An 18,007-nucleotide genomic window follows, 5' to 3' on the forward strand; every position below is an offset into this window, starting at 1 on the left:
AGGCTGTGTGTGCCGGCTATCCCCTGGGGATAGCTCGGCGGCGGGCCGAAGGGTGGAGTGCGAATCCGCGCTGTGGAGTCAGCGCGTCCAACTGGATTGGTCGCGGGGCAGTCGCCCGTCGGGATCATTGACCTCGACCGAATTGCCATCCCTGAGCCGATCCACGAACACCACGATATTGGTGCCGCCATCGTTCGCCTGGCTGGGGAACAGGATTCCGGTATGGCCCTGGGCCAGCACCATGTCGCCCAGCACCCAAGTGGGCGGCTCGATGTGAAGGTCGAATTTCAGATGGCGCCAGTCCTCGCGCCAGTCGTGCCACAGCTCGTCCCAAGGTTCGCCGCGGTGGAGCTGCCGCAGATCGACCAGCTCGCGCAATGCCACGGTGTACGAGCACATCGTGCAGGGCGGCAGGAAGGGCGAGGTCTGCTGGTATTCGCGTAGCGCGGTCGCTTCCTCCAGCGACAGATACAGCGCCTCGACGCCCTCCCGGTTGAAGCGCCCGCCCTTGGCCGCCGCACCAGCGCCGCTGGTTGGCCGGCTGGCCCACTGCGGGGTGTGCGCGCGAAACAGCGTGGTGCCGGGCGGCAGGTCGAGGAGGATCATCCGGTGAACCCTGCACTGATCGACTCCAGGTAGTCGATCGCATCGTCGGTGCGTCCTTCCTGCACCAACTGCAGCAGGGTCTTGTGGTGGAACGTCGGGATGGGCTCGTTCTTGACCATGAAGAATGCACGCGCGGTATCCGGCTGCACCGCCGAGGCGGCCGATAGCACCCGCATCAGGTCACGAAGCGCGGCCTGGAGTCGCGGTGACTCGGGGTGGGTGCGCAGGGTGTTGCGGTGCACGCCAGCCAGCGTGGCCAAGTCCTGGTACTGCAGGCCCAGGGCATCGGCGACGTTCGTGGCGGAAAAGCGGGACGTGCCGGCTTCACGCACCGATTCGAGCACATCCGCGAAAGCGGTAGAGGCCATGACGTTGCTCCCAAAGGCAAGGAATCACGAGCACATTATACGCACAGTTTGAGCACAGTTCCAAGCGGTCTGCTCCCCCAGCTGGAAGGCGACCTGTTCCGTCTATCCCCTGGGGATAGCTCAGGGATCGCGCAAGGCTGAACGCAGCCGTGCGAGGTAGGCGCGCGCCACCTCGGGGTCGGCTGGGCGGGAAGCCGAAGGCGACGACGATGGCGCCGGCCCCGCAGCTCGCGGCGCGGGCGGCGCTGCTGCGTCGTTGCCCGCCCACGCCTTGAACTCCCCGCGGATCGCCTTCTGGATGATGCCGAACAAGTAGCCGGCGGGATTGCGCACCGTACTGCCGCCACAGCGTGCCGCCCACTCGTCGAGCACGGCCTGCCGCTGCGCCTCGTCCACCTGCTGCAGCGCCATCAGCGCGCCGGCCTGCTGCTCGTCCTTCAAGCGCAGGAAACGCTCGGGCAGCCGCAGGTTCTGCAAGGCCCTCGCGCGCGGTACTGTACGTACTTCATTTATACGATCATTACGTACTGTACGGTCCTCCTTCGGAATCCGAAGAGAGCCGTCCGGCGCGGGTTTCGGCCCTGCTTCGGATTCCGAAGACGGGCGCGCGTCATTCCGAAGCAGGGCTTCCTGGCCTTCTTCGGATTCGTGGTCCGCACCCTCCTGTGGATAACCTGGCGTCGTCCAGCCATGCCGCGCCATGCGCTGCGCCAGCACTTGCAGACGGGTCGGCAGCGTGCGCCCGCTGAGCAGGGGGTCTTCGGCGATCTCTCGCAGCGTGTTCATGCCCACGACCTGCACCGCCTTCGCCGCGTGCGTGAGCGCCTGACTCACCAGGCCCAGGTAGTCCGGGTCGAGCTGCATCGCCTCGAAGGGCGACAGCGGTTCGTCGTGCAGCACGTAGAGGTTGCCTTGGATACGGCCGGTCTTGGGATCGCGCCGCCGCCGCACCAGGCTGAGCCAGCGCGTCAGCCGCAGCAGCGTCAAGGCGCGCGCAACGGTCTCGTGCGAGGCTTGCGCCGCACAGGGCATGGACGCCAGATAGGGGCGGAGCTGGTCGTAGGTGGGAAAGGCGGTCACGCCGTCGTCGTTGAGCTGCAGGCGGAACACCTGCCAGGCGTTTCGCTCCAGCGGCGTCAGGCGCCGGTCGAGGAACAGCCTGCGCGGCACGCTCTCATGGCGGTTGCCGCTGTAGAGGAAACCGTCGGCGGCCGGCGCCGTTCCCTGCGCCGGCTGCAGGTGCTGCAGGGCCTCGTCGAAGAGCGCGGACAGCGCAACGGGGCCTTCGCGCCGTGGTGCGCCGCCCGTGGTCATGGCCTATACCAACCCATGGTCGATCCAGTTCCGTATCGCCGACCAGATCACCGACATGGGCAGGGTCATGGCCTCGGCCAGATCCATGGTCAGCGCCACCATCGCCATGTCGTCGTTCAGCGCGATCTGCCGCTCCGTGATGCCGGCCTTCCAGCGTTCCCACAAGGCCACCTCCTGCGCCTCGTCGAGCACCGGATGCCGGCCCTTGCGCTTGGGCAGCCCGAGGATGTCGCGGCGCAGCGCCACTTCCTGATGCGTGAGGCCGTAGAACTTGCTGACCATCTCCGTGCTCGCCCCCAGGCGCAGCATGCGGTCCACCGTGGCGATCTCCCGCTCCACGTCGTGCACCTGGCTCAGCAGCCGCTTCAACACTTCCCGGTTCACCGATACCGAACACCACGACACCGTGGCATTCACCAGCATGCTCACGAGCTCGGGGTGTTTCAGCGCATCCAGCTCCTCCTCGCCGAAGCCCATGGCCTTGCAGCGGCGCAACTGGCCGTTGCGCAGGTCATGCAGGGCCTGGGCGATCACGGCCTGGTTGAGCGGGTGCGGTGCCGACATACGGGAGCCTCCTGCGCTCAGGAATCCTGGCTCGCTACGCCGGCTTCCAGATCCAGCAGCCGGCGCGCCAGGCGCAGCAGACGGAACAGCTTCACCAGCGCAGCATCGCTCAGGCGTGTGGCCGAGCCGCCATGGCCATGGAGCAGCGCCGCCAGCTCATCGGCCAGCCGCGCGCGGTCCAATCCGTTCGCGGCGGGCGGCGCTGCACTCAGCGCATGCAGCAGGGTCAGCACCGCCCGCGCGAACACCGGCAGCGCCTTCGCCTGGCCCACGGCCGGCGCCACGCAGACGAAGCCGATGCCGCCGTCGCTGGCCTCGATGTGGTCGGCTACCGCTGCGTCCCCGGCGATCTCGCGCGCGAATTGCGCGATGTGCACGCGCAGGCGATCCGGCACGTCCAAGCTCGGCTCGATGTACCAGACGTCCGAGATGGGATAGAGTCCGCCCGCCTGCACGGGGATCGCACGCAGCGCATCGGCCTCGAAGTCGGGCAGCTTGTCGCCGAGCTGGTCCGCGACCATCCGTTGGATGGACTGCAGGCGCTCGGTGGTCGGCGCCGGCGTCACGATGTGCCCTTGCAGGCGCTCGTCGCGCTGCCCGTGCTGCTCCTCCGGCGCCTCGGGCGGTGCAGGCGGTGTTGCTGCTGGCGCCGGAGGCGCGGCTGGCGTGGTGTCGCGCGGCACAGACGAGGCGGGTGGCTGCTGAGGCGCGGAGACCGGCGGGGGAGGTGCAGCAGGCACGACAGGCGCTGCCGCTGGCGTCGGCGCCGCCGGTTCGCTGGTCAGCGCACGCTGGCGGCTTTCGCTGTCGTTGATCTCCAGCGCCAGCGTGTCGTAGTCCGCCTCCAGCAGCTCGGCCATCTGGCCCACCAGCTCGTCCTGTACTCGCTGCGGCGAGAAGTCGTCCGGCTGTGTGTCGAACTGCGTCAGCACGTCCTGAAACAAGGTGGCGAAGTCCACGGCCACAGTGCGGCCCAGCGCCCGCCGCTCCCAGGTGCGCTCGCACGCCTTGCGCAGCACTGCGAGCCGGTCCACCTGATGCCGGCCCAATCCGCCGTACAGCAGCGTCGGGATCGCCGGCAGCAGATAGCGCACCGCATCGTTCATGCGGCTGATGTGTGACTGCGGCACCGGATAGCCGTCGGCCGTCAGCCGCCGCGCGAGTTCGCTCTGTGACAGCGCCTGGCCGCTTTCCTGCTCGTAGAACTCGCGCGCCTTCTCGATGCCCAATGCCCGCTCGATGAAGGTCAGCCCGCCGCGCAGCTCGTTCTCGGCCAGATGCCCGGTCAGCGCCACGATTTCGCCGCGCGCCGGCCACGGGCGGAACAGGCACGCAATGCGGAAGAAGCGTTCCTCCTTGGTCTCGCTCCACAACTCGCGCAGGATCGCCAGCCGCGTGTTGCCGCCGTTGCGAATGATGTAGTGCGCCTCGCCCGGCCTGCGCGTGATCGCGGGGGGCGCGTCCAGCCCGCGTTCGCGGATGGACGCCTTGATCTCCGCATAGGCCGGGTTGCGCGTCACGCGCGGGTCGTGGTCGTAGGGCCGCAACTGGTCCAGCGTCACCACCATCGGCGTGTCGGCGATGGGGTCGCTCAAGGTCGCGGCCGAAGGGCCGCTGCGCTCGAAGCCGGTGGCCAGAAGCTTGGCAGCCATGTCCTGCGGCGTCAGCTCAGCCACGGCCGTTCTCCTGCGCCTGCCGGTCGGCGCGGCGAAGTTGCGCGCGTGCATTGCGGTCGGCACGGTGGTCGCTCGCCGTCGAACTGGTGTAGATCGACGCGCAGCCTTGCTTCGTGAATTTCAGGTGCCCGCCGGACGTGCGCACCACGCGCCAGCCTTCGCCCAGCGCGAACTCGATCAGCGCGCGCAGCCGTTCACGGCCGCGCGCCAGTTCATGTGCGCTCGCCATGGCTGGCCCCTCCCGCATCGGCCCGGCCGGTGACCAGCGCGAAGCACTCCCGCCACGCGGGGAACAGCTCGCCGGCCAGCGTGCGCATGGTCTCCAGCGCCGCGGGCGCCGTGCGCCCAGCCGGCTGCCGGTACTCCACCCGGTGCACTGGCAATCCTCGTGTCGCAGCGCGCGGATAGGCTTCGATGGCCGGCACGTCGGTGCCCAGCACCTGCACGCCGGCCTGTTCCTGGAACACCTGTCGCAGCGCCTGCTGGACCAGCCGCGCGTTCGACGACACCGGATGCACACGGTTGATGAGCAGGCGCAGCGGCGGCGGCTCGATGCCCAGGTGCCGATACGGCGCGATGTCCTCGATCAGTTGCAGCGTGCCGCGCCGCAGCTCGCGCGCCGCGAGGATTTCCGGCGTCACCGGCGACAGCGCCAGGTCGGACGCCAGCACAGCCATCTCCAGCAGCACGCTGCGCGCGCCCTGGGTGTCGATCAACAGCAGGTCATAGTGCGTGCGGAAGACGGGCAGCAAATGGCGCAGTCGCAGGCGCCCATCCGGAGCGTGCAGCAGCAGCGTGTTCAGTTCACCGCGGTCGTCGTTGGAGAGCACCAGGTCCAGGCCCGCGATCGCGGTGCGTGACACCAGTTGCTCGATGCGCCGCTCGTTGAAGGCCAGCATCTCGTAGATGCCGCCGGGCGCGCGCGCGTCCAGCGTGAAGTAGCTCGACAGCGTGGGCTGCACGTCCAGGTCCAGCAGCAGCACGCGCAGCCCGGCATCGGCGATAAAGCCGCCCAGGTTGGCCGCCGTCGTGGTCTTGCCCACGCCGCCCTTGGTCGAAATGATGGACACCACCTGCATGGGCTTCTCCTCGTCGAATGGCATGAACCGAGAAGAAGCGTCAGGCGCGTTCTTTGAGGCGATCGGCGATCCACTGTTCGATCTCCACCGAGTCCCAGCCCACCGCGCGCACGCCCAGGCGCAGCGCCTTGGGGAACTTGCCTTCCTTCATCAGGCTGTAGATGTGCGCGCGCTTGAAGCCGGTCTTGGCTTCGACCTCGGCGCGGCGCAGGATGCGGTGCTCGGTCGGTGCCGCCGTGGCGGTGGTCTGCGAAGACATGAGGGTCACTCCTTAACGCTCAGTGGCGCTGATTGGCGTGACTCGCATTAAGAACGCCGCGCTGAGGAAAGACACCGCAAATGCGGCATCCGCGACCGCAGATACGGTCTGGCATCGCTCAGGAATTTGTGCTCTGCAGATTGCGCCGAGCCAGTGCGAACTTGGCCTGCAGCGTGCGCTCGGTGATGCCCATCGCGTTGCCGTGGTGCGCCACCATCGCGCTGATGATGGCTTCCTGCGTCAGGAAGCTGGAATACGGCATGCCGCTGGGCGACTTGCCCAGCAGTAGCGTCAGTAACCCGCCAACGATGTTCAGGTAGGTCGATTCGCTGCGCGGCCCAGGCGTGCTCGCACGCTCCGCGTCGGCCGTGTAGGCGGCGTGCGTCTTCAGCAGCGCCTCGTGCTCGGCGCGCAGCGTCTCGTGCACGCCCAAGTGTTCCGCCAGCCGCGCCTTGATCGCTTCCCGCTCGGCCATCAATGCGCCCACTGTGTCCAGGCTGATCGCCGGGTGAAGCGCACGCTCGATCTCATCGAACAGAAACGCCGGTTTCTCGCCGGGGTAGTAGTGCGCCATCCAGGCTTTCAGATCGACGTGCCGCACGGTCAGCGACGGGTCGTCCATCGTCAGGCCCTGCGTGTCCCGCGCCAAGCCGTCCTTGCCATACGGCAGCTCGCCGTGAGCCAGCGCATCGAAGATTCTTTCGGCGTTCAACCGCAGCATCGGCCAGCGCGGAAACTCCGTTGCCTCCGGCAGAGGCCGCTGTCCCAAGGTCGCCAGGATGCGCCGCTCGAAGCGCAGCAATCCGCTCCAGCGGATTGCCGCCTCGATCGGGCGGTAGTTGGTCTTGGCGCCATCGGCCAGGCTGCTCGACTTCGGCATATCACGCGCCTCCATTCGTCATCGCACCGAGTCCACACACACGCACCCGCCGTACAGGCGACGTGCGTGGCTGTCCAGAAATCTCCGGGCGAAACGAGCAAGTGGCGAAGCGGCGAAGACCGTGGCATCGACGATGCCGCCGGTTTCGTTGCGAGATGTGCGTCTTGCCGCGCATGGCGCCATCACTCACAATTCGCAAGCCGCGAAACATGCTGTCACCAGCATCATTCGCGGGCACCATGCCTGACCCGGATAACCAGGCCAAAGTCTTTGCAGGGGAAAAGGCCCAGTAAAGCGCGATCAGCTCAACACGCCAGAGCCGATGCGCATACGGCAAGCACTGTTGCGCCGCGCGTCTTCGCTGTGACGCGACGCGATGGGCATGCAAGTCTCATCGCAGGATGCCAACCGCAAGCGCGAGCAGCCTGAGTGCAGCACGCCCGTGCACCGCGTCAATGGAACCCCGCTATGACAAAACGGGTCTGGCACCTTGACCAAAATGGCATCGCCCCAACCCGCCTGAAGCAGCCTCATGCGAGCCGTTGCGTATCCAACGGCATATGGCCGACACGCTGAGCACGGTCGATGAAGTGGCGCAGCGGCTCCGACATCGCGCCCTCGGGATGTAGCAGGTAGGTCGTCAACGCCGCCGAGTCCTCGTCCAGCGGCCGGACGATCACGTCCGCCTGCCGGCATGCCACCGCGTGCGCCGCGGTGGAAAATCCCACGCCATAGCCGGCCGCCACCAGGGCCAGCATCAACGAGTGGGTCGTCACGTACTCGGCCACGACCGGCGGTGTCTCCACCAGGCGCAGCAGGCGCTCGCATTGCCGGCTGCACTCCTGACAAACCTGCGGGTGACACAGCACCAGCGGGTAGCCCACCACCTCGTCCAGCGGTACCCGCTTGTGCGCCAGCAAGGGGTGCCGCGCGGGTATGGCCACCACCAGTGGATCTTGCCACACCGGCCTGGCGACCACCCCGGCCGCCATCTCGCCGGCCATCGCAAAGGCCGCGTCGTACAGGTCGTTGCCCAGGCCGCCCACCACCTGCGACAGCGGCGCCTCGAACAGCCGGATGCCCACTTCCGGCGCCTCCTCGCGGCACAGCGCGAGCAGCGCCGACAGCCGGGTCCGCCCGACGCCGCCGGCCAGGGCGATGCGCAGGGTGCCCCGGTGTCCCACCGCCACCGCCCGCGTCTTGGTCTGGGCTTGCTCAAGGGTCAGCAGCACGCGCCGGGCCTCCTCCAGAAACACCTGCCCGGCCGGGGTCAGGCGCACGCCGCGCGGCGTGCGCTCCAGCAGCGCCACGCCCAGGTCGGCCTCCAGTTGGCGGATCGTGCGCGACAGGGGCGACTGCTCCACATGCAGCCGCCGCGCCGCCCGGCCAAAGTGCAACTCTTCGGCCACGGCGATGAAACAGCGAAGATGGCGTAAGTTCATGTAATTCCCCCCAGAAAGTGGAGTCCATTCCTCTGGCCGTAGGGAACCGCATGAGTGCTTCCCGGTGGCGATGCCGGTCACAGAGGCTTTCCAGTTGCCGCCATCCGGCCTCAGTCGCCGGCACGAGGCGGCGAGTGTCCAGGCGAGGCCGGGTGATTCCATCGGTGTTGCCATATCACATAAAACCACGGACAATCAATAATAATTCTCATTAGTATCTGTGTCTGAATGGAGTGAAGCCGATCAAGCCCGACGCGGCGAACCTGTCCGTCACCACCCACGGCAGCGTGTCCTGGAACGACGAACGCATGGGCGATGGGCAGCTCGCGCAGCGGCTGCAGGCCTCCGCGCCGCGTCAACCGCAGCCCGAGGACTTCATCCGCGGCGACCGCTTGGTGGGCCCGCCAGCGCGTCGCCCAGGTGTTGGCGGCTACGCAGAAGTCCGGGTGTTGAAACTGAGCTTCGTGACCGACCCGGGCAGCGACCGGGGTGAGCCGAAAGACACCCTCATGAAACTGCATCGGCACGCCCGCCCTGACGCCGGCGTGTCGTCGTCGGCTGCACTGATCGCGGACACGAGCCACACGCGCGCACCTGCGCGCGGTGCCCGGCGCACCGCTGCCCGCCCTGGCATGGCAGCAGCAGGCGCTGACCATCAGCATTCAGCCCGGGCTGTGCGCCGGCCTGCTCCGCGCGTGTCGGCGACGGGCCTGCTCCCGACAGGCATGAGTGCTTCGACGCGATGCCATCGAAGGAGGTGCTGACGGGATGCGGATGTAGATGCTGGCGCCCGAGAGGCCGAACCAGAAGAAGACAAACAGGAGGTGGCCTTGGATTTCAGATTGCTGCGTTACTTCATCGCAGTTGCGGAAGAACTGCATCTGGCCCGTGCAGCCGAGCGTCTGGGCATCGAGCAATCGCCTGTGTCGCGTGCGATGCGCGACCTGGAAAGCCAGCTTGGCGTGCAGTTGTTCGACCGCAGCACACGCCTGACGCGGCTGACCTGGGCCGGCCAGGTGTTCCTCGGCGAATGCCGGCGCGTGCAGGCCACCGTGGAGCAGGCAGTCAAGAGCGCCAAGGCGGCGGCACAGGGCTACCAGGGCCATCTGCGCATCGCGATCTGCGACAGCCTGGCGCAACCCCGCATCGCCACCTTGCTGGCACGCAGCCGCGAGGATGAGCCCGAGCTGGAGATTCGCGTCTTCGAGCTGCCGTTCGCGCAGCAGCTCAAGATGCTGCACAACGATCTGCTGGACATCGGCTTTGGCTTGTCAAACGCGGTGCATGATGGCCTCGTCGCCGAGCCGGTGTGGACCGATCCGCTGTCGGTGATCGTGCCCGCACGCCACCCCTTGCTGGCACACGTGCAGGTGCCGCTGCCCGAAGCCTTGAAGTTTCCGCTGGTTCTGTGCCACCCCGAGGCGGGCTCCGGTTGCCGCCACCAGATTCAGGCGGTGCTGCAGGACACGAACATGCCGCTCAAGCTGGTGGACGAAGTGACCAGCCTGGGCGTGATGCTGACCCTGGTCGGCGCCGGCTACGGCATCGGCTTCGCCATCGCCTCGCAGGTGCAGACGCTACAGCGCCCGGACATCTCCATTCGTCCCCTGGCCGGCATCCCACCGATGCTCTCCACCTACCTGCTGCGCCGCCGGGGCGAACCCTCGGAGCCCATGAGGCGGTTCATCGAGCGGGTGAAAGACGGGGCCGCGCCGGTCGATGATGAGCCGGTCCTTTGAGGACGCAGCTCGCCTGTCCGTTGCGGCCTGTGGCGTTATGTGCCGGTGGACAGATAGACTTCGGAATGAAATCCGATGCTCTGGCTGTTGATGGATGTGCTTGGCTCGCTTTGGATCACCCGCAACGGCCTGCGTTGACCAGGCCGAAGACTTGAGTCCACAATCGAGTCCATTCCGTGACGCCTGGATCGGAAAAAACGTTCGTAATAAATGAGTTAGCAGGCCGTTGAAGAACCCTGAATGAACGCGCGTTCCGCCATCGCTGGATGTTCTGGCAAGTTCATACAGTCCTCGGGTTCCACCCGGAAGGCCGCGGCGCGTGTGTTTCACCGGCATTCATGCATCCGCAAGAGGGCATTTCGACCTCTTCGCAGCTCATTGGACGCACCCCGGGCATGGCTGCGCCAGGTTGCGCAGTCGTGTGAGGTTGTAGGCTGTCATCGTCAGGGTCAGAAGCTGGTCCACCTTGTCCAGTCCTTGCACCATCACCTGACGGATCGGCCCGATGAGCTTGCCCCACCCGAAGCACTGCTCGATGCGCTTCCTCTTGCGCTGGCTGACAGCGTAGCCAGAATGTCTCGTGGTGCGCCCGTCAATGGCGCTGCCGCCATTGCGGCTCGTGTTCTGCGCAACGTGCGGCGTCACTCCGATCTCCCGGCACACCTTGACGAACCCCTTGGTGTCATATGCCTTGTCGGCACCCACCGTCACGCGCTTGCCCGGTCTTGCAACGTCGCCCAGCATCTGCGCGGCGACCTCGCGCTCGGCCGTGCCGTCCGCGGTGCTGGCCTGCACGTTGACCACCAGGCCATGGCGGTTGTCGGTCAGCACATGCCCCAGGTAGCTCGGCAGCGCAGGTGCGGCGTTGCTCTTGCGGTACAGCCGCGCGTCGGGATCCGACGTCGATTCGTGCGTGTCGTTGCTGCGGGGCTGGCCTTTCCAGTCCTCGGGTGGGCGCCCGTCGTCCGAACCGTCCTTGCGCCGCATGCTCTTGTGGCTGGCCCAGGCCTGGATCAAGGTCCCGTCCACGCTGAAGTGTTCGCCCGACAGCAGCCCGCGCTGGTGCGCCATCTCCACCGTGGCGTTGAAAAGCTCGGTCACCACATCGTGCTCGATCAGCCGGTCGCGGTTCTTGCTGAACACCGAGTGGTTCCACACCTCGTCGTCGATGGACAGCCCGACGAACCAGCGGAACAGCAGGTTGTAGCGAATCTGCTCGACGAGCTGGCGTTCGCTGCGCACGCTGTAGAGCACCTGCAGCAGCATCGCGCGGATGAGCTTCTCGGGCGCGATGCTCGGGCGACCGCCCTTGACGTCGGCGGCGTACATGGCCGCGAACGTATCGCCCATCTTGCCCAGCGCGTCGTTGACCCAGACGCGAATCGGCCGCAACGGATGCTCGGCCGGCACGAAGTCCTCCAGCCGTATCGTGCTGAACAGAGCCTCGTTGTAGCTGTCCGCTCCTCGCATCGTCGCCTCACCGTTCGTCGATCGATGGCCTCATCTTCCTGCTTTGCAGGTGAGGCGTCGATAGGTATTTCAACGGCCTGTTAGCGACCGGGTGCTGTTCCCTTCACCTCCACTGCATCGTTCCAGGGAATTCTGAGAATGTCCAAGAAGCATCGTAAGTCGTTGATTCTGGTTGAGTTTTCGACACCTCGATGTTCCAGTGGGCTCCACGGAAATCCACCTTAAGCCACGACGTTTATGTCCATTTTTGTGTCCATTTTTGCGGGCACGACGGCTTCCGGATTGTTGCTAGCAGGCTGGTGAGAAACCCCGACCGCTGCTCCGGGCGCGGGTTTTGAGGCAGACTCCTGCCTCGAATCGTCTTTCTGCTTTTCCCGATTTCCCATGCGCGGCCAAGAGAATCCCCAAGCGTCGATGTTCAGCTACGTGAGCCTGGAGCAACGCGTGCCGAAGGACCACCCGCTGCGCACTCTGCGTGCGCTGGTCGACGGCATTCTCGCCAACATGAGTGCGCTGTTCGATGAGCGTTACTCGCACACCGGGCGCCCGTCGATTCCGCCCGAGCAGCTGCTGCGTGCGCTGCTCGTGCAGATCCTCTTCACGATCCGCAGCGAGCGCCAGCTCGTCGAGCAGCTCGACTACAACCTGCTGTTCCGATGGTTCGTTGGCCTGGGCATGGATGACGCGGTGTGGGACCGCACCGTCTTCAGCATCAATCGCGACCGTCTGCTCGGCACCGACGTCGCACGCCAGTTCTTCCGTCGCGTACTGCATCTTGCCGAGTGGCAGGGCTTCGTCTCCGACGAGCACTTCAGCGTCGATGGCACGATGATCGAGGCCTGGGCCAGCCACAAGAGCTTCGTTCCCAAGGACGGCAGTGGCCCGGACAAGCCTGCCGGGCGCAACCCGGAGGCGGACTTCAAGGGCAAGACGCGCAGCAACGCCACACACCAGAGCACAACCGACCCGCAGGCGCGGCTCTACAAGAAGGGCGAGTTCGCGGAAGCGAAGCTGCGCTACATGGCGCACGCGCTCTCCGAGAACCGCAACGGGCTCGTCGTCGATGTCGAGAGCACGCAAGCCACGGGACGCGCCGAGTGGGAGGCGGCGATCCGGATGATTGATCGCAGCGTGCGCAAGCCGGGCGCGACGGTGGGTGCGGACAAGGGCTATGACACGGCCGAGTTCGTTGCCGCACTCGAACGGCGCGGCATCAAGGCACACGTGGCGCGCAAGGTCAGCGGCAGCGCCGTCGATGGACGCACGGCGCGTGGCAAAGGCTACGCGATGAGTCTGCGCCGGCGAAAGATGATCGAAGAGGCCTTCGGCTGGATCAAGACGGTGGGTGGTTTGCGCAAGACGCGGCACAAGGGGCTGGAAAAGCTCTCGGGCCAGGCACTGTTCGCGTTCGCGGCGTACAACCTGACCCGAATGCTGAGCCTGATGCGAACGGCTGCCGCGTAGAAGGGATAGATGCGTCCGCTTCCCGGCGAGCAGCGGAATGCGAGAGTGAGAGAATCCCGAATCACACGCCACGGCGCACTTCCGGTGCCGGAGAAAACGAGCGGAAGGACGTGATTCGGAAGGATTCAAGGGTTTCTCACCAGCCTGCTAGGGCGCTGAGGTCGATGGGTTAAGCATCTGGTTCCTGACTCATGTTCAGGAGCTAGAGCATGGCACTCTCAGACTTGGTGGTCCGCCAAGCCAAAGCCACCGGCAAGGCCTACACACTTCCAGACGGACGCCGACCTTGCCGCGGCTGAGGCGCAGCTCCAGGAACTGCTGGGCAAGAAGAAGCCGCCGGCTACGCCTGGCGCGATGCCTAAGCGCACCGCCTTGCCGGCGGACCTGCCGCGCGTGGACTGCCACCACGAGCCCGAGAACACCCGCTGCGCGTGCGGCTGTGCGCTCAAGCGCATCAGCGAGAAGCTGGACTACACGCCGGGCGTGTTCACGGTCGAGTGCCACATCCGCGGCAAGTGGACCTGCGCATAGATGCCGAACGCTGACCCAGGCGCCGGTCCCGGCGGAGATCATCGCCAAGGGCATCCCCACCTCCGGGCTGCTCGCGTAGGTGCTGGTCGCAAAGGACTCCGACCATCTGCCGCTTACATGGTCGTCCCTAGGCAAGCAGGAATAAGCTGCGTGAGTGAATCGGGAGGTTTGCGTAGCTGATGGCTGGCCAGCAGCGTCTGCGCCGGCGGCTTCACCGGCACGAAGCGCATGTGCGGGCGGGTTGCCGCCTCGCAGATCGCTGCGGCATCGGCCGCACCGTTCTTGCGTCCCTTGCCGGCCATGCGGTAGGGCGTGACGAAGTGGCCTGCAATCAGCCGCGCATCCAGCCCATAGCCGCGCAGCTTGCGTGCCCAGTGATGCGCACCGCCGCAGGCCTCCAGGGCCACCAGGCAGCCGGGAGGCAGCTCCGCGCACCAGGCCGCAAACTTGTCAGCGGCCAGCGCCTTGGCAACCACCACGCGCGTCCACCGCATGCACCTAGATAACCCGCTTGGCCAGATCCACCCCGACTCGGGCAATCTCGTTCATGGACTTCCCCTTTCACATGGCAGCAGATTGATGACTTGGGGAGCACCATCGCGGTGGCAGCCAACATTTGTTTCCTGGCTGCTTACGATTGAGTCACATCAATCGGCCAGCAGATCGCTGGATGTTGACTCTTGACTTTCGGCATGTTAGGCGCAATATCTTGCAGTATCTTGCAAGAATTTCCTCAGGCGAGGCCGCGTGACGACGGAACTTGTGGGGGTGGTATGACAGCGCGCCAGCAGGCGATCTTCACACTCGACGAGTTGGCTGCCTACTTGAAAGTCGGCAAGCGGACGCTTTACCGGCTCGCCTCGCACGGGGAGATTCCGGCCTTCAAGGTCGGCGGGACGTGGCGGTTTCGTCAAAGTGAAATCGATCGATGGATCAATGATCAGGTCCAAGCAGGCAGAAAGAAGGAGGTGATACGCACAGATGAGCAGCCAAAGTCAGCGGAACACTCCGTGTCGTCTGGGCGCGCTGTCCGTCGCCGCAGGCAAACGGAGTGAGCGAGAGTCTTCAACTTTTCTTCTGGAGGTGTGACATGGACATTGATTTCAAGAAATTGGCTCCCTGGAACTGGTTCAAGAAGGAGCAGGAAGAACAACAGAGCACTGCCTCGCTCCCGGTGCAGCGCAATGACCTGCCGGTGGCGGGTGGGCCCGTCAGTCCCATCCTGCAATTACATCGCGAGATCGACCGCCTGTTCGACGACGCGTTTCGAGGCTTCGGTTTCCCGACGCTGGCCATGCCACGCTGGCCGTCGGACTGGCCGGGCATGCTGAAGCCGGCGCTGGACATCCAGGAGACCGACAAGCAGTACAAGATCGCCCTGGAAGTACCCGGCATCGAGGAAAAAGACATCCAGATCACGCTCGACAACGACGTGCTGCTGGTGCGCGGTGAAAAGCGTCAGGAGCAGGAAACCAAAGATGGTGGTTTCCACCGGGTGGAGCGCTCCTACGGCAGCTTTCAGCGCGCTCTGAACCTGCCGGCCGATGCCAACCAGGACACGATCAAGGCCGCTTTCAAGAACGGCGTGCTCACGATCACGATGGAAAAGCGCGAGGCCAGTACGCCCAAGCAGGGGCGCTCGATCCCGATCAACGGCTGACGCTGGTCGGCTCGCTTTTCTCAAAACCACAAAAGGATGAGGCTTCGTGATCGGCGGCGTCTCATCAAATCCATCTTTACAGGAGCATCAGCATGGCCAGAAAACAATGCCAAGTCTGCGGCCAGCCCGCCACGGTGCGGGTGGAAGCCAATCTCAATGGTCGCCACAGCACCATGCTGTTGTGTGACGAGCACTATCGCCAATTGGTGCGCCAGCAAAAGCGCACCGTCTCGCCGCTCGAAGCGTTGTTCGGCTCGCGCAGCGGGCTGTTCGAAGACTTCCTTGGCAGCGACTTCTTCCGCATCGGTGACGACGCACCGTCCATGGCGGCCGATACCGACGAGGTCGTCGATGCCTCGTTCGGCGAACCCGCCCCGGCCGGTACGGGCACCGCGCGCCGTCGCGGCAGTGGGCTCGCCAGCCGTATCAGCGAACAGTCCGAGGCCCTGTTGCAGGAGGCCGCCCGACACGCTGCAGAGTTCGGGCGCGCCGAAGTCGATACCGAACACCTGCTGCTGGCGCTATCCGACAGCGACGTGGTCAAGACCATCCTGGGGCAGTTCAAGATCAAGGTCGATGACCTCAAGCGCCAGATCGAATCCGAAGCCAAGCGCGGCGATAAGCCGTTCGAGGGCGAGATCGGCGTGTCGCCCCGGGTCAAGGACGCGCTCAGCCGTGCTTTCGTGGCCTCCAACGAACTCGGCCACTCTTATGTCGGGCCGGAGCATTTCCTGATCGGGCTCGCCGAGGAAGGCGAAGGTTTGGCGGCCAACCTGCTGCGCCGTTACGGCCTCACGCCGCAAGCGCTGCGCCAGCAGGTAAGCAAGGTGGTCGGCAAAGGGGCCGAGGATGGCCGCGCCGAGACGCCGACCAACACGCCGGAACTCGACAAGTATTCGCGCGACCTCACCAAGATGGCGCGCGAGGGCAAGCTCGATCCGGTCATCGGCCGCGCGCAGGAGATCGAGACGACCATCGAAGTGCTGGCCCGGCGCAAGAAGAACAACCCGGTACTGATCGGCGAGCCCGGCGTCGGCAAGACCGCCATCGTCGAAGGGCTGGCGCAGCGCATGGTCGCCGGCGAAGTGCCCGAGACGCTGCGCGACAAGCGTCTGGTCGAACTCAACATCAACGCCATGGTGGCAGGCGCCAAGTACCGCGGCGAGTTCGAGGAGCGCGTGCAGAAGGTGCTCAAGGAAGTGACCGAGCACCAGGGCGAGCTGATTCTCTTCATCGACGAGGTGCACACCATCGTCGGTGCAGGCCAGGGTGGCGGCGAAGGCGGGCTGGACGTGGCCAACGTGTTCAAGCCGATGATGGCGCGCGGCGAACTGAACCTGATCGGCGCCACCACGCTCAACGAGTATCAGAAGTACATCGAGAAGGACGCCGCGCTGGAGCGTCGCTTCCAGCCGGTGATGGTGCCCGAGCCGACGGTAGCGCAGACCATGATGATCCTGCGCGGCCTGCGTGACACCTTCGAGGCGCACCACAAGGTCAGCATCACCGAGGATGCGATCATCGCCGCCGCCGAGTTGTCGGACCGCTACATCACCGCGCGCTTTTTGCCTGACAAGGCCATCGACCTGCTCGACCAGGCGGCCGCACGCGTGAAGCTGTCGGCCACGGCCCGCCCGGTGGCGGTGCAAGAGCTGGAGTCCGAACTGCACCAGCTGCGGCGTGAGCAGGACTATGTGGCCTCGCGCAAGCAGTACGACAAGGCCGCCGAGCTGGGCAAGCACATCGAGGCCAAAGAGGCCGAACTCAAGAAGCTTGTCGAGGAATGGGAACGCGAGCGCGCCTCGGGCAGTGCCGAAGTCAAAGCCGAGCATGTCGCGCAGATCGTCTCGCGCCTGACCGGCATTCCGGTCAACGAGCTGACGGTGGAAGAACGCGAGAAGCTGCTGCATCTGGAGCAGCGGCTGCACGAGCGCCTCGTGGGCCAGGACGAAGCGGTGCGCGCGGTGGCCGATGCCGTGCGGTTGTCGCGCGCGGGCCTGCGCGAAGGCAGCAAGCCGGTGGCGACTTTTCTGTTCCTCGGGCCGACCGGCGTGGGCAAGACCGAGCTCGCCAAGGCGCTGGCCGAGTCCATCTATGGCGATGAAGGTGCGCTGCTGCGCATCGACATGTCCGAGTACGGGGAACGCCATACCGTGGCACGCCTGGTGGGGGCGCCTCCGGGTTACGTCGGCTACGACGAGGGTGGCCAGCTCACCGAGAAGGTGCGGCGCAAACCCTACAGCGTGTTGCTGCTGGACGAGATCGAGAAGGCTCACCCCGACGTCTACAACATCCTGCTGCAGGTGTTCGACGACGGGCGGCTCACCGACGGCAAGGGCCGGGTGGTGGATTTCACCAATACCATCATCATCGCCACCTCGAACTTGGGCTCGGACATCATCCAGCGTCGGCTGAAGGCCCGTGGCGCCGCCGGCGAGGAATACGAGAAGACCAAGGGCGAGGTGATGGACGTGCTGCGCGGACACTTCCGCCCCGAGTTCCTCAACCGCATCGACGAGATCATCGTCTTCCATGCGCTGGGCAAGGAGGAGATCCGCCATATCGTCGGCCTGCAGCTCGATCGTGTGGCCCGCAACGCCGCCAGCCAGGGCGTGACGCTGACCTTCGATCAGACCTTGATCGATCACTTCGCGGAGGAAGGCTACAAGCCCGAGTTCGGCGCGCGTGAGCTCAAGCGGCTGATCCGCAGCGAGCTGGAAACTGCTCTGGCGCGCGAGATGCTGGGTGGCGGTATCGGCAAGGCCGATCACGCCAGCGCCCGCTGGGACGACAAGGCCGAACGGGTGGTCTTCGAGCGCCAGGAGCCACCCGCGAAGCCGGCCGAGCCTGAGAAGCCCGATGCCGCGAACGTGGCCGAGACGCCGCCGAGCGACGCGAGCAAGCCTGCGCGCAAGAAGAAGTCAGCGGGCGGCGAATCTTGAGTCATGGGGAGGC

Annotated in this window: 17 protein-coding genes and 2 pseudogenes; 7 read left to right on the plus strand and 12 right to left on the minus strand. The window is 65.8% G+C overall.

The annotated features are described in order from the left end of the window. Nucleotides 1–78: 78 nt before the first annotated feature. The 10 genes from WJU27_RS14755 to WJU27_RS14800 all read right to left on the minus strand — a co-directional run bounded on the left by WJU27_RS14755 (nucleotide 79) and on the right by WJU27_RS14800 (nucleotide 8,188). Complete coding sequence (locus WJU27_RS14755) at nucleotides 79–606, minus strand: RES family NAD+ phosphorylase (protein ID WP_023093160.1); 528 nt, start codon at nucleotides 604–606, stop codon at nucleotides 79–81. Further along, nucleotides 603–974 carry a hypothetical protein gene (locus WJU27_RS14760; protein ID WP_023093161.1) on the minus strand — a complete coding sequence of 124 codons (372 nt, stop codon included), beginning with the start codon at nucleotides 972–974 and terminating at the stop codon, nucleotides 603–605. The genes WJU27_RS14755 and WJU27_RS14760 overlap by 4 nt, the downstream gene beginning before the upstream one ends. A 120-nt stretch (nucleotides 975–1,094) precedes the next feature. Then, entirely contained in the window at nucleotides 1,095–2,288 is a 1,194-nt protein-coding gene (locus tag WJU27_RS14765; RefSeq protein WP_023093162.1) for an STY4528 family pathogenicity island replication protein, read from the minus strand. Nucleotides 2,289–2,291: 3 nt separating this feature from the next. After that, complete coding sequence (locus WJU27_RS14770; RefSeq protein WP_023093163.1) at nucleotides 2,292–2,852, minus strand: DUF2857 domain-containing protein; 561 nt, start codon at nucleotides 2,850–2,852, stop codon at nucleotides 2,292–2,294. 17 nt (nucleotides 2,853–2,869) lie between these two features. After that, nucleotides 2,870–4,528 (minus strand): ParB family protein, encoded by a 1,659-nt coding sequence (locus WJU27_RS14775; RefSeq protein ID WP_023093164.1) that lies wholly within the window; start codon nucleotides 4,526–4,528, stop codon nucleotides 2,870–2,872. Next, the gene (locus WJU27_RS14780; protein ID WP_012584779.1) at nucleotides 4,521–4,757 is read right to left on the minus strand and encodes a hypothetical protein; all 237 of its coding nucleotides are present in this window, start codon (nucleotides 4,755–4,757) and stop codon (nucleotides 4,521–4,523) included. Before WJU27_RS14780 ends, WJU27_RS14775 begins: the two co-directional genes overlap by 8 nt. Beyond that, the gene (locus WJU27_RS14785; protein WP_023093165.1) at nucleotides 4,741–5,607 is read right to left on the minus strand and encodes a ParA family protein; all 867 of its coding nucleotides are present in this window, start codon (nucleotides 5,605–5,607) and stop codon (nucleotides 4,741–4,743) included. The genes WJU27_RS14780 and WJU27_RS14785 overlap by 17 nt, the downstream gene beginning before the upstream one ends. Nucleotides 5,608–5,647: 40 nt before the next feature. Next, a complete protein-coding gene (locus WJU27_RS14790; RefSeq protein WP_016446183.1) occupies nucleotides 5,648–5,866 on the minus strand; it encodes an AlpA family transcriptional regulator in 219 nt (72 codons plus the stop codon). Nucleotides 5,867–5,984: 118 nt separating this feature from the next. Further along, the gene (locus WJU27_RS14795; protein ID WP_023093166.1) at nucleotides 5,985–6,746 is read right to left on the minus strand and encodes a hypothetical protein; all 762 of its coding nucleotides are present in this window, start codon (nucleotides 6,744–6,746) and stop codon (nucleotides 5,985–5,987) included. A 530-nt stretch (nucleotides 6,747–7,276) separates the two neighbouring features. Beyond that, nucleotides 7,277–8,188, minus strand: a complete 912-nt coding sequence (locus WJU27_RS14800; protein ID WP_023115025.1) for a LysR family transcriptional regulator — start codon at nucleotides 8,186–8,188, stop codon at nucleotides 7,277–7,279. A 233-nt stretch (nucleotides 8,189–8,421) separates the two neighbouring features. Between WJU27_RS14800 and WJU27_RS14805 the strand changes: the two genes are divergently transcribed. Beyond that, on the plus strand, nucleotides 8,422–8,952 hold the full coding sequence (locus WJU27_RS14805; protein ID WP_071534642.1) for an ExbD/TolR family protein: 531 nt from the start codon (nucleotides 8,422–8,424) through the stop codon (nucleotides 8,950–8,952). Nucleotides 8,953–9,018: 66 nt separating this feature from the next. Then, nucleotides 9,019–9,927: a LysR family transcriptional regulator gene (locus tag WJU27_RS14810; protein WP_023115024.1), complete on the plus strand. Its 909-nt coding sequence runs from the start codon at nucleotides 9,019–9,021 to the stop codon at nucleotides 9,925–9,927. Nucleotides 9,928–10,302: 375 nt separating this feature from the next. Here the strand turns inward: WJU27_RS14810 and WJU27_RS14815 are convergent, their stop codons facing one another. Then, nucleotides 10,303–11,397 (minus strand): IS5 family transposase, encoded by a 1,095-nt coding sequence (locus WJU27_RS14815; RefSeq protein ID WP_023115023.1) that lies wholly within the window; start codon nucleotides 11,395–11,397, stop codon nucleotides 10,303–10,305. Between the two features lie 384 nt (nucleotides 11,398–11,781). On the opposite strand from WJU27_RS14815, the gene WJU27_RS14820 reads away from it, so the two are divergent. Both WJU27_RS14820 and WJU27_RS14825 read left to right on the plus strand, forming a co-directional pair. Then, nucleotides 11,782–12,861 carry an IS5 family transposase gene (locus WJU27_RS14820; RefSeq protein WP_341422560.1) on the plus strand — a complete coding sequence of 360 codons (1,080 nt, stop codon included), beginning with the start codon at nucleotides 11,782–11,784 and terminating at the stop codon, nucleotides 12,859–12,861. 276 nt (nucleotides 12,862–13,137) lie between these two features. Next, nucleotides 13,138–13,468: pseudogene (locus WJU27_RS14825) on the plus strand (IS66 family transposase zinc-finger binding domain-containing protein); the annotation flags it as partial. A gap of 121 nt (nucleotides 13,469–13,589) precedes the next feature. On the opposite strand, the pseudogene WJU27_RS14830 reads toward WJU27_RS14825, so the two are convergent. Then, nucleotides 13,590–13,823: pseudogene (locus tag WJU27_RS14830) on the minus strand (IS110 family transposase); the annotation flags it as partial. Nucleotides 13,824–14,165: 342 nt separating this feature from the next. Between WJU27_RS14830 and WJU27_RS14835 the strand changes: the two are divergent. The 3 genes from WJU27_RS14835 (at nucleotide 14,166) to clpK (ending at nucleotide 17,994) form a co-directional block, all read left to right on the plus strand. Next, nucleotides 14,166–14,447: a helix-turn-helix domain-containing protein gene (locus WJU27_RS14835; RefSeq protein WP_124189402.1), complete on the plus strand. Its 282-nt coding sequence runs from the start codon at nucleotides 14,166–14,168 to the stop codon at nucleotides 14,445–14,447. A 35-nt stretch (nucleotides 14,448–14,482) separates the two neighbouring features. After that, the gene (locus tag WJU27_RS14840) at nucleotides 14,483–15,052 is read left to right on the plus strand and encodes an Hsp20/alpha crystallin family protein (RefSeq protein ID WP_016446189.1); all 570 of its coding nucleotides are present in this window, start codon (nucleotides 14,483–14,485) and stop codon (nucleotides 15,050–15,052) included. A 92-nt stretch (nucleotides 15,053–15,144) separates the two neighbouring features. After that, nucleotides 15,145–17,994, plus strand: a complete 2,850-nt coding sequence (gene clpK / locus WJU27_RS14845; RefSeq protein ID WP_341422561.1) for a heat shock survival AAA family ATPase ClpK — start codon at nucleotides 15,145–15,147, stop codon at nucleotides 17,992–17,994. Nucleotides 17,995–18,007: the final 13 nt, after the last annotated feature.

The sequence above is a fragment of the Methyloversatilis sp. NSM2 genome (assembly GCF_038066675.1).
GTDB lineage: Bacteria > Pseudomonadota > Gammaproteobacteria > Burkholderiales > Rhodocyclaceae > Methyloversatilis > Methyloversatilis discipulorum_A.

What these genes read in the sequence shown, in the direction of transcription:
- WJU27_RS14755 (WP_023093160.1), bottom strand. Translation starts at nt 606, where the DNA reads ATGATCCTCCTCGACCTGCCGCCCGGCACCACGCTGTTTCGCGCGCAC.
- WJU27_RS14760 (WP_023093161.1), bottom strand. Translation starts at nt 974, where the DNA reads ATGGCCTCTACCGCTTTCGCGGATGTGCTCGAATCGGTGCGTGAAGCC.
- WJU27_RS14765 (WP_023093162.1), bottom strand. Translation starts at nt 2,288, where the DNA reads ATGACCACGGGCGGCGCACCACGGCGCGAAGGCCCCGTTGCGCTGTCC.
- WJU27_RS14770 (WP_023093163.1), bottom strand. Translation starts at nt 2,852, where the DNA reads ATGTCGGCACCGCACCCGCTCAACCAGGCCGTGATCGCCCAGGCCCTG.
- WJU27_RS14780 (WP_012584779.1), bottom strand. Translation starts at nt 4,757, where the DNA reads ATGGCGAGCGCACATGAACTGGCGCGCGGCCGTGAACGGCTGCGCGCG.
- WJU27_RS14785 (WP_023093165.1), bottom strand. Translation starts at nt 5,607, where the DNA reads ATGCAGGTGGTGTCCATCATTTCGACCAAGGGCGGCGTGGGCAAGACC.
- WJU27_RS14790 (WP_016446183.1), bottom strand. Translation starts at nt 5,866, where the DNA reads ATGTCTTCGCAGACCACCGCCACGGCGGCACCGACCGAGCACCGCATC.
- WJU27_RS14795 (WP_023093166.1), bottom strand. Translation starts at nt 6,746, where the DNA reads ATGCCGAAGTCGAGCAGCCTGGCCGATGGCGCCAAGACCAACTACCGC.
- WJU27_RS14800 (WP_023115025.1), bottom strand. Translation starts at nt 8,188, where the DNA reads ATGAACTTACGCCATCTTCGCTGTTTCATCGCCGTGGCCGAAGAGTTG.
- WJU27_RS14815 (WP_023115023.1), bottom strand. Translation starts at nt 11,397, where the DNA reads ATGCGAGGAGCGGACAGCTACAACGAGGCTCTGTTCAGCACGATACGG.
- WJU27_RS14820 (WP_341422560.1), top strand. Translation starts at nt 11,782, where the DNA reads ATGCGCGGCCAAGAGAATCCCCAAGCGTCGATGTTCAGCTACGTGAGC.
- WJU27_RS14835 (WP_124189402.1), top strand. Translation starts at nt 14,166, where the DNA reads ATGACAGCGCGCCAGCAGGCGATCTTCACACTCGACGAGTTGGCTGCC.
- WJU27_RS14840 (WP_016446189.1), top strand. Translation starts at nt 14,483, where the DNA reads ATGGACATTGATTTCAAGAAATTGGCTCCCTGGAACTGGTTCAAGAAG.
- clpK (WP_341422561.1), top strand. Translation starts at nt 15,145, where the DNA reads ATGGCCAGAAAACAATGCCAAGTCTGCGGCCAGCCCGCCACGGTGCGG.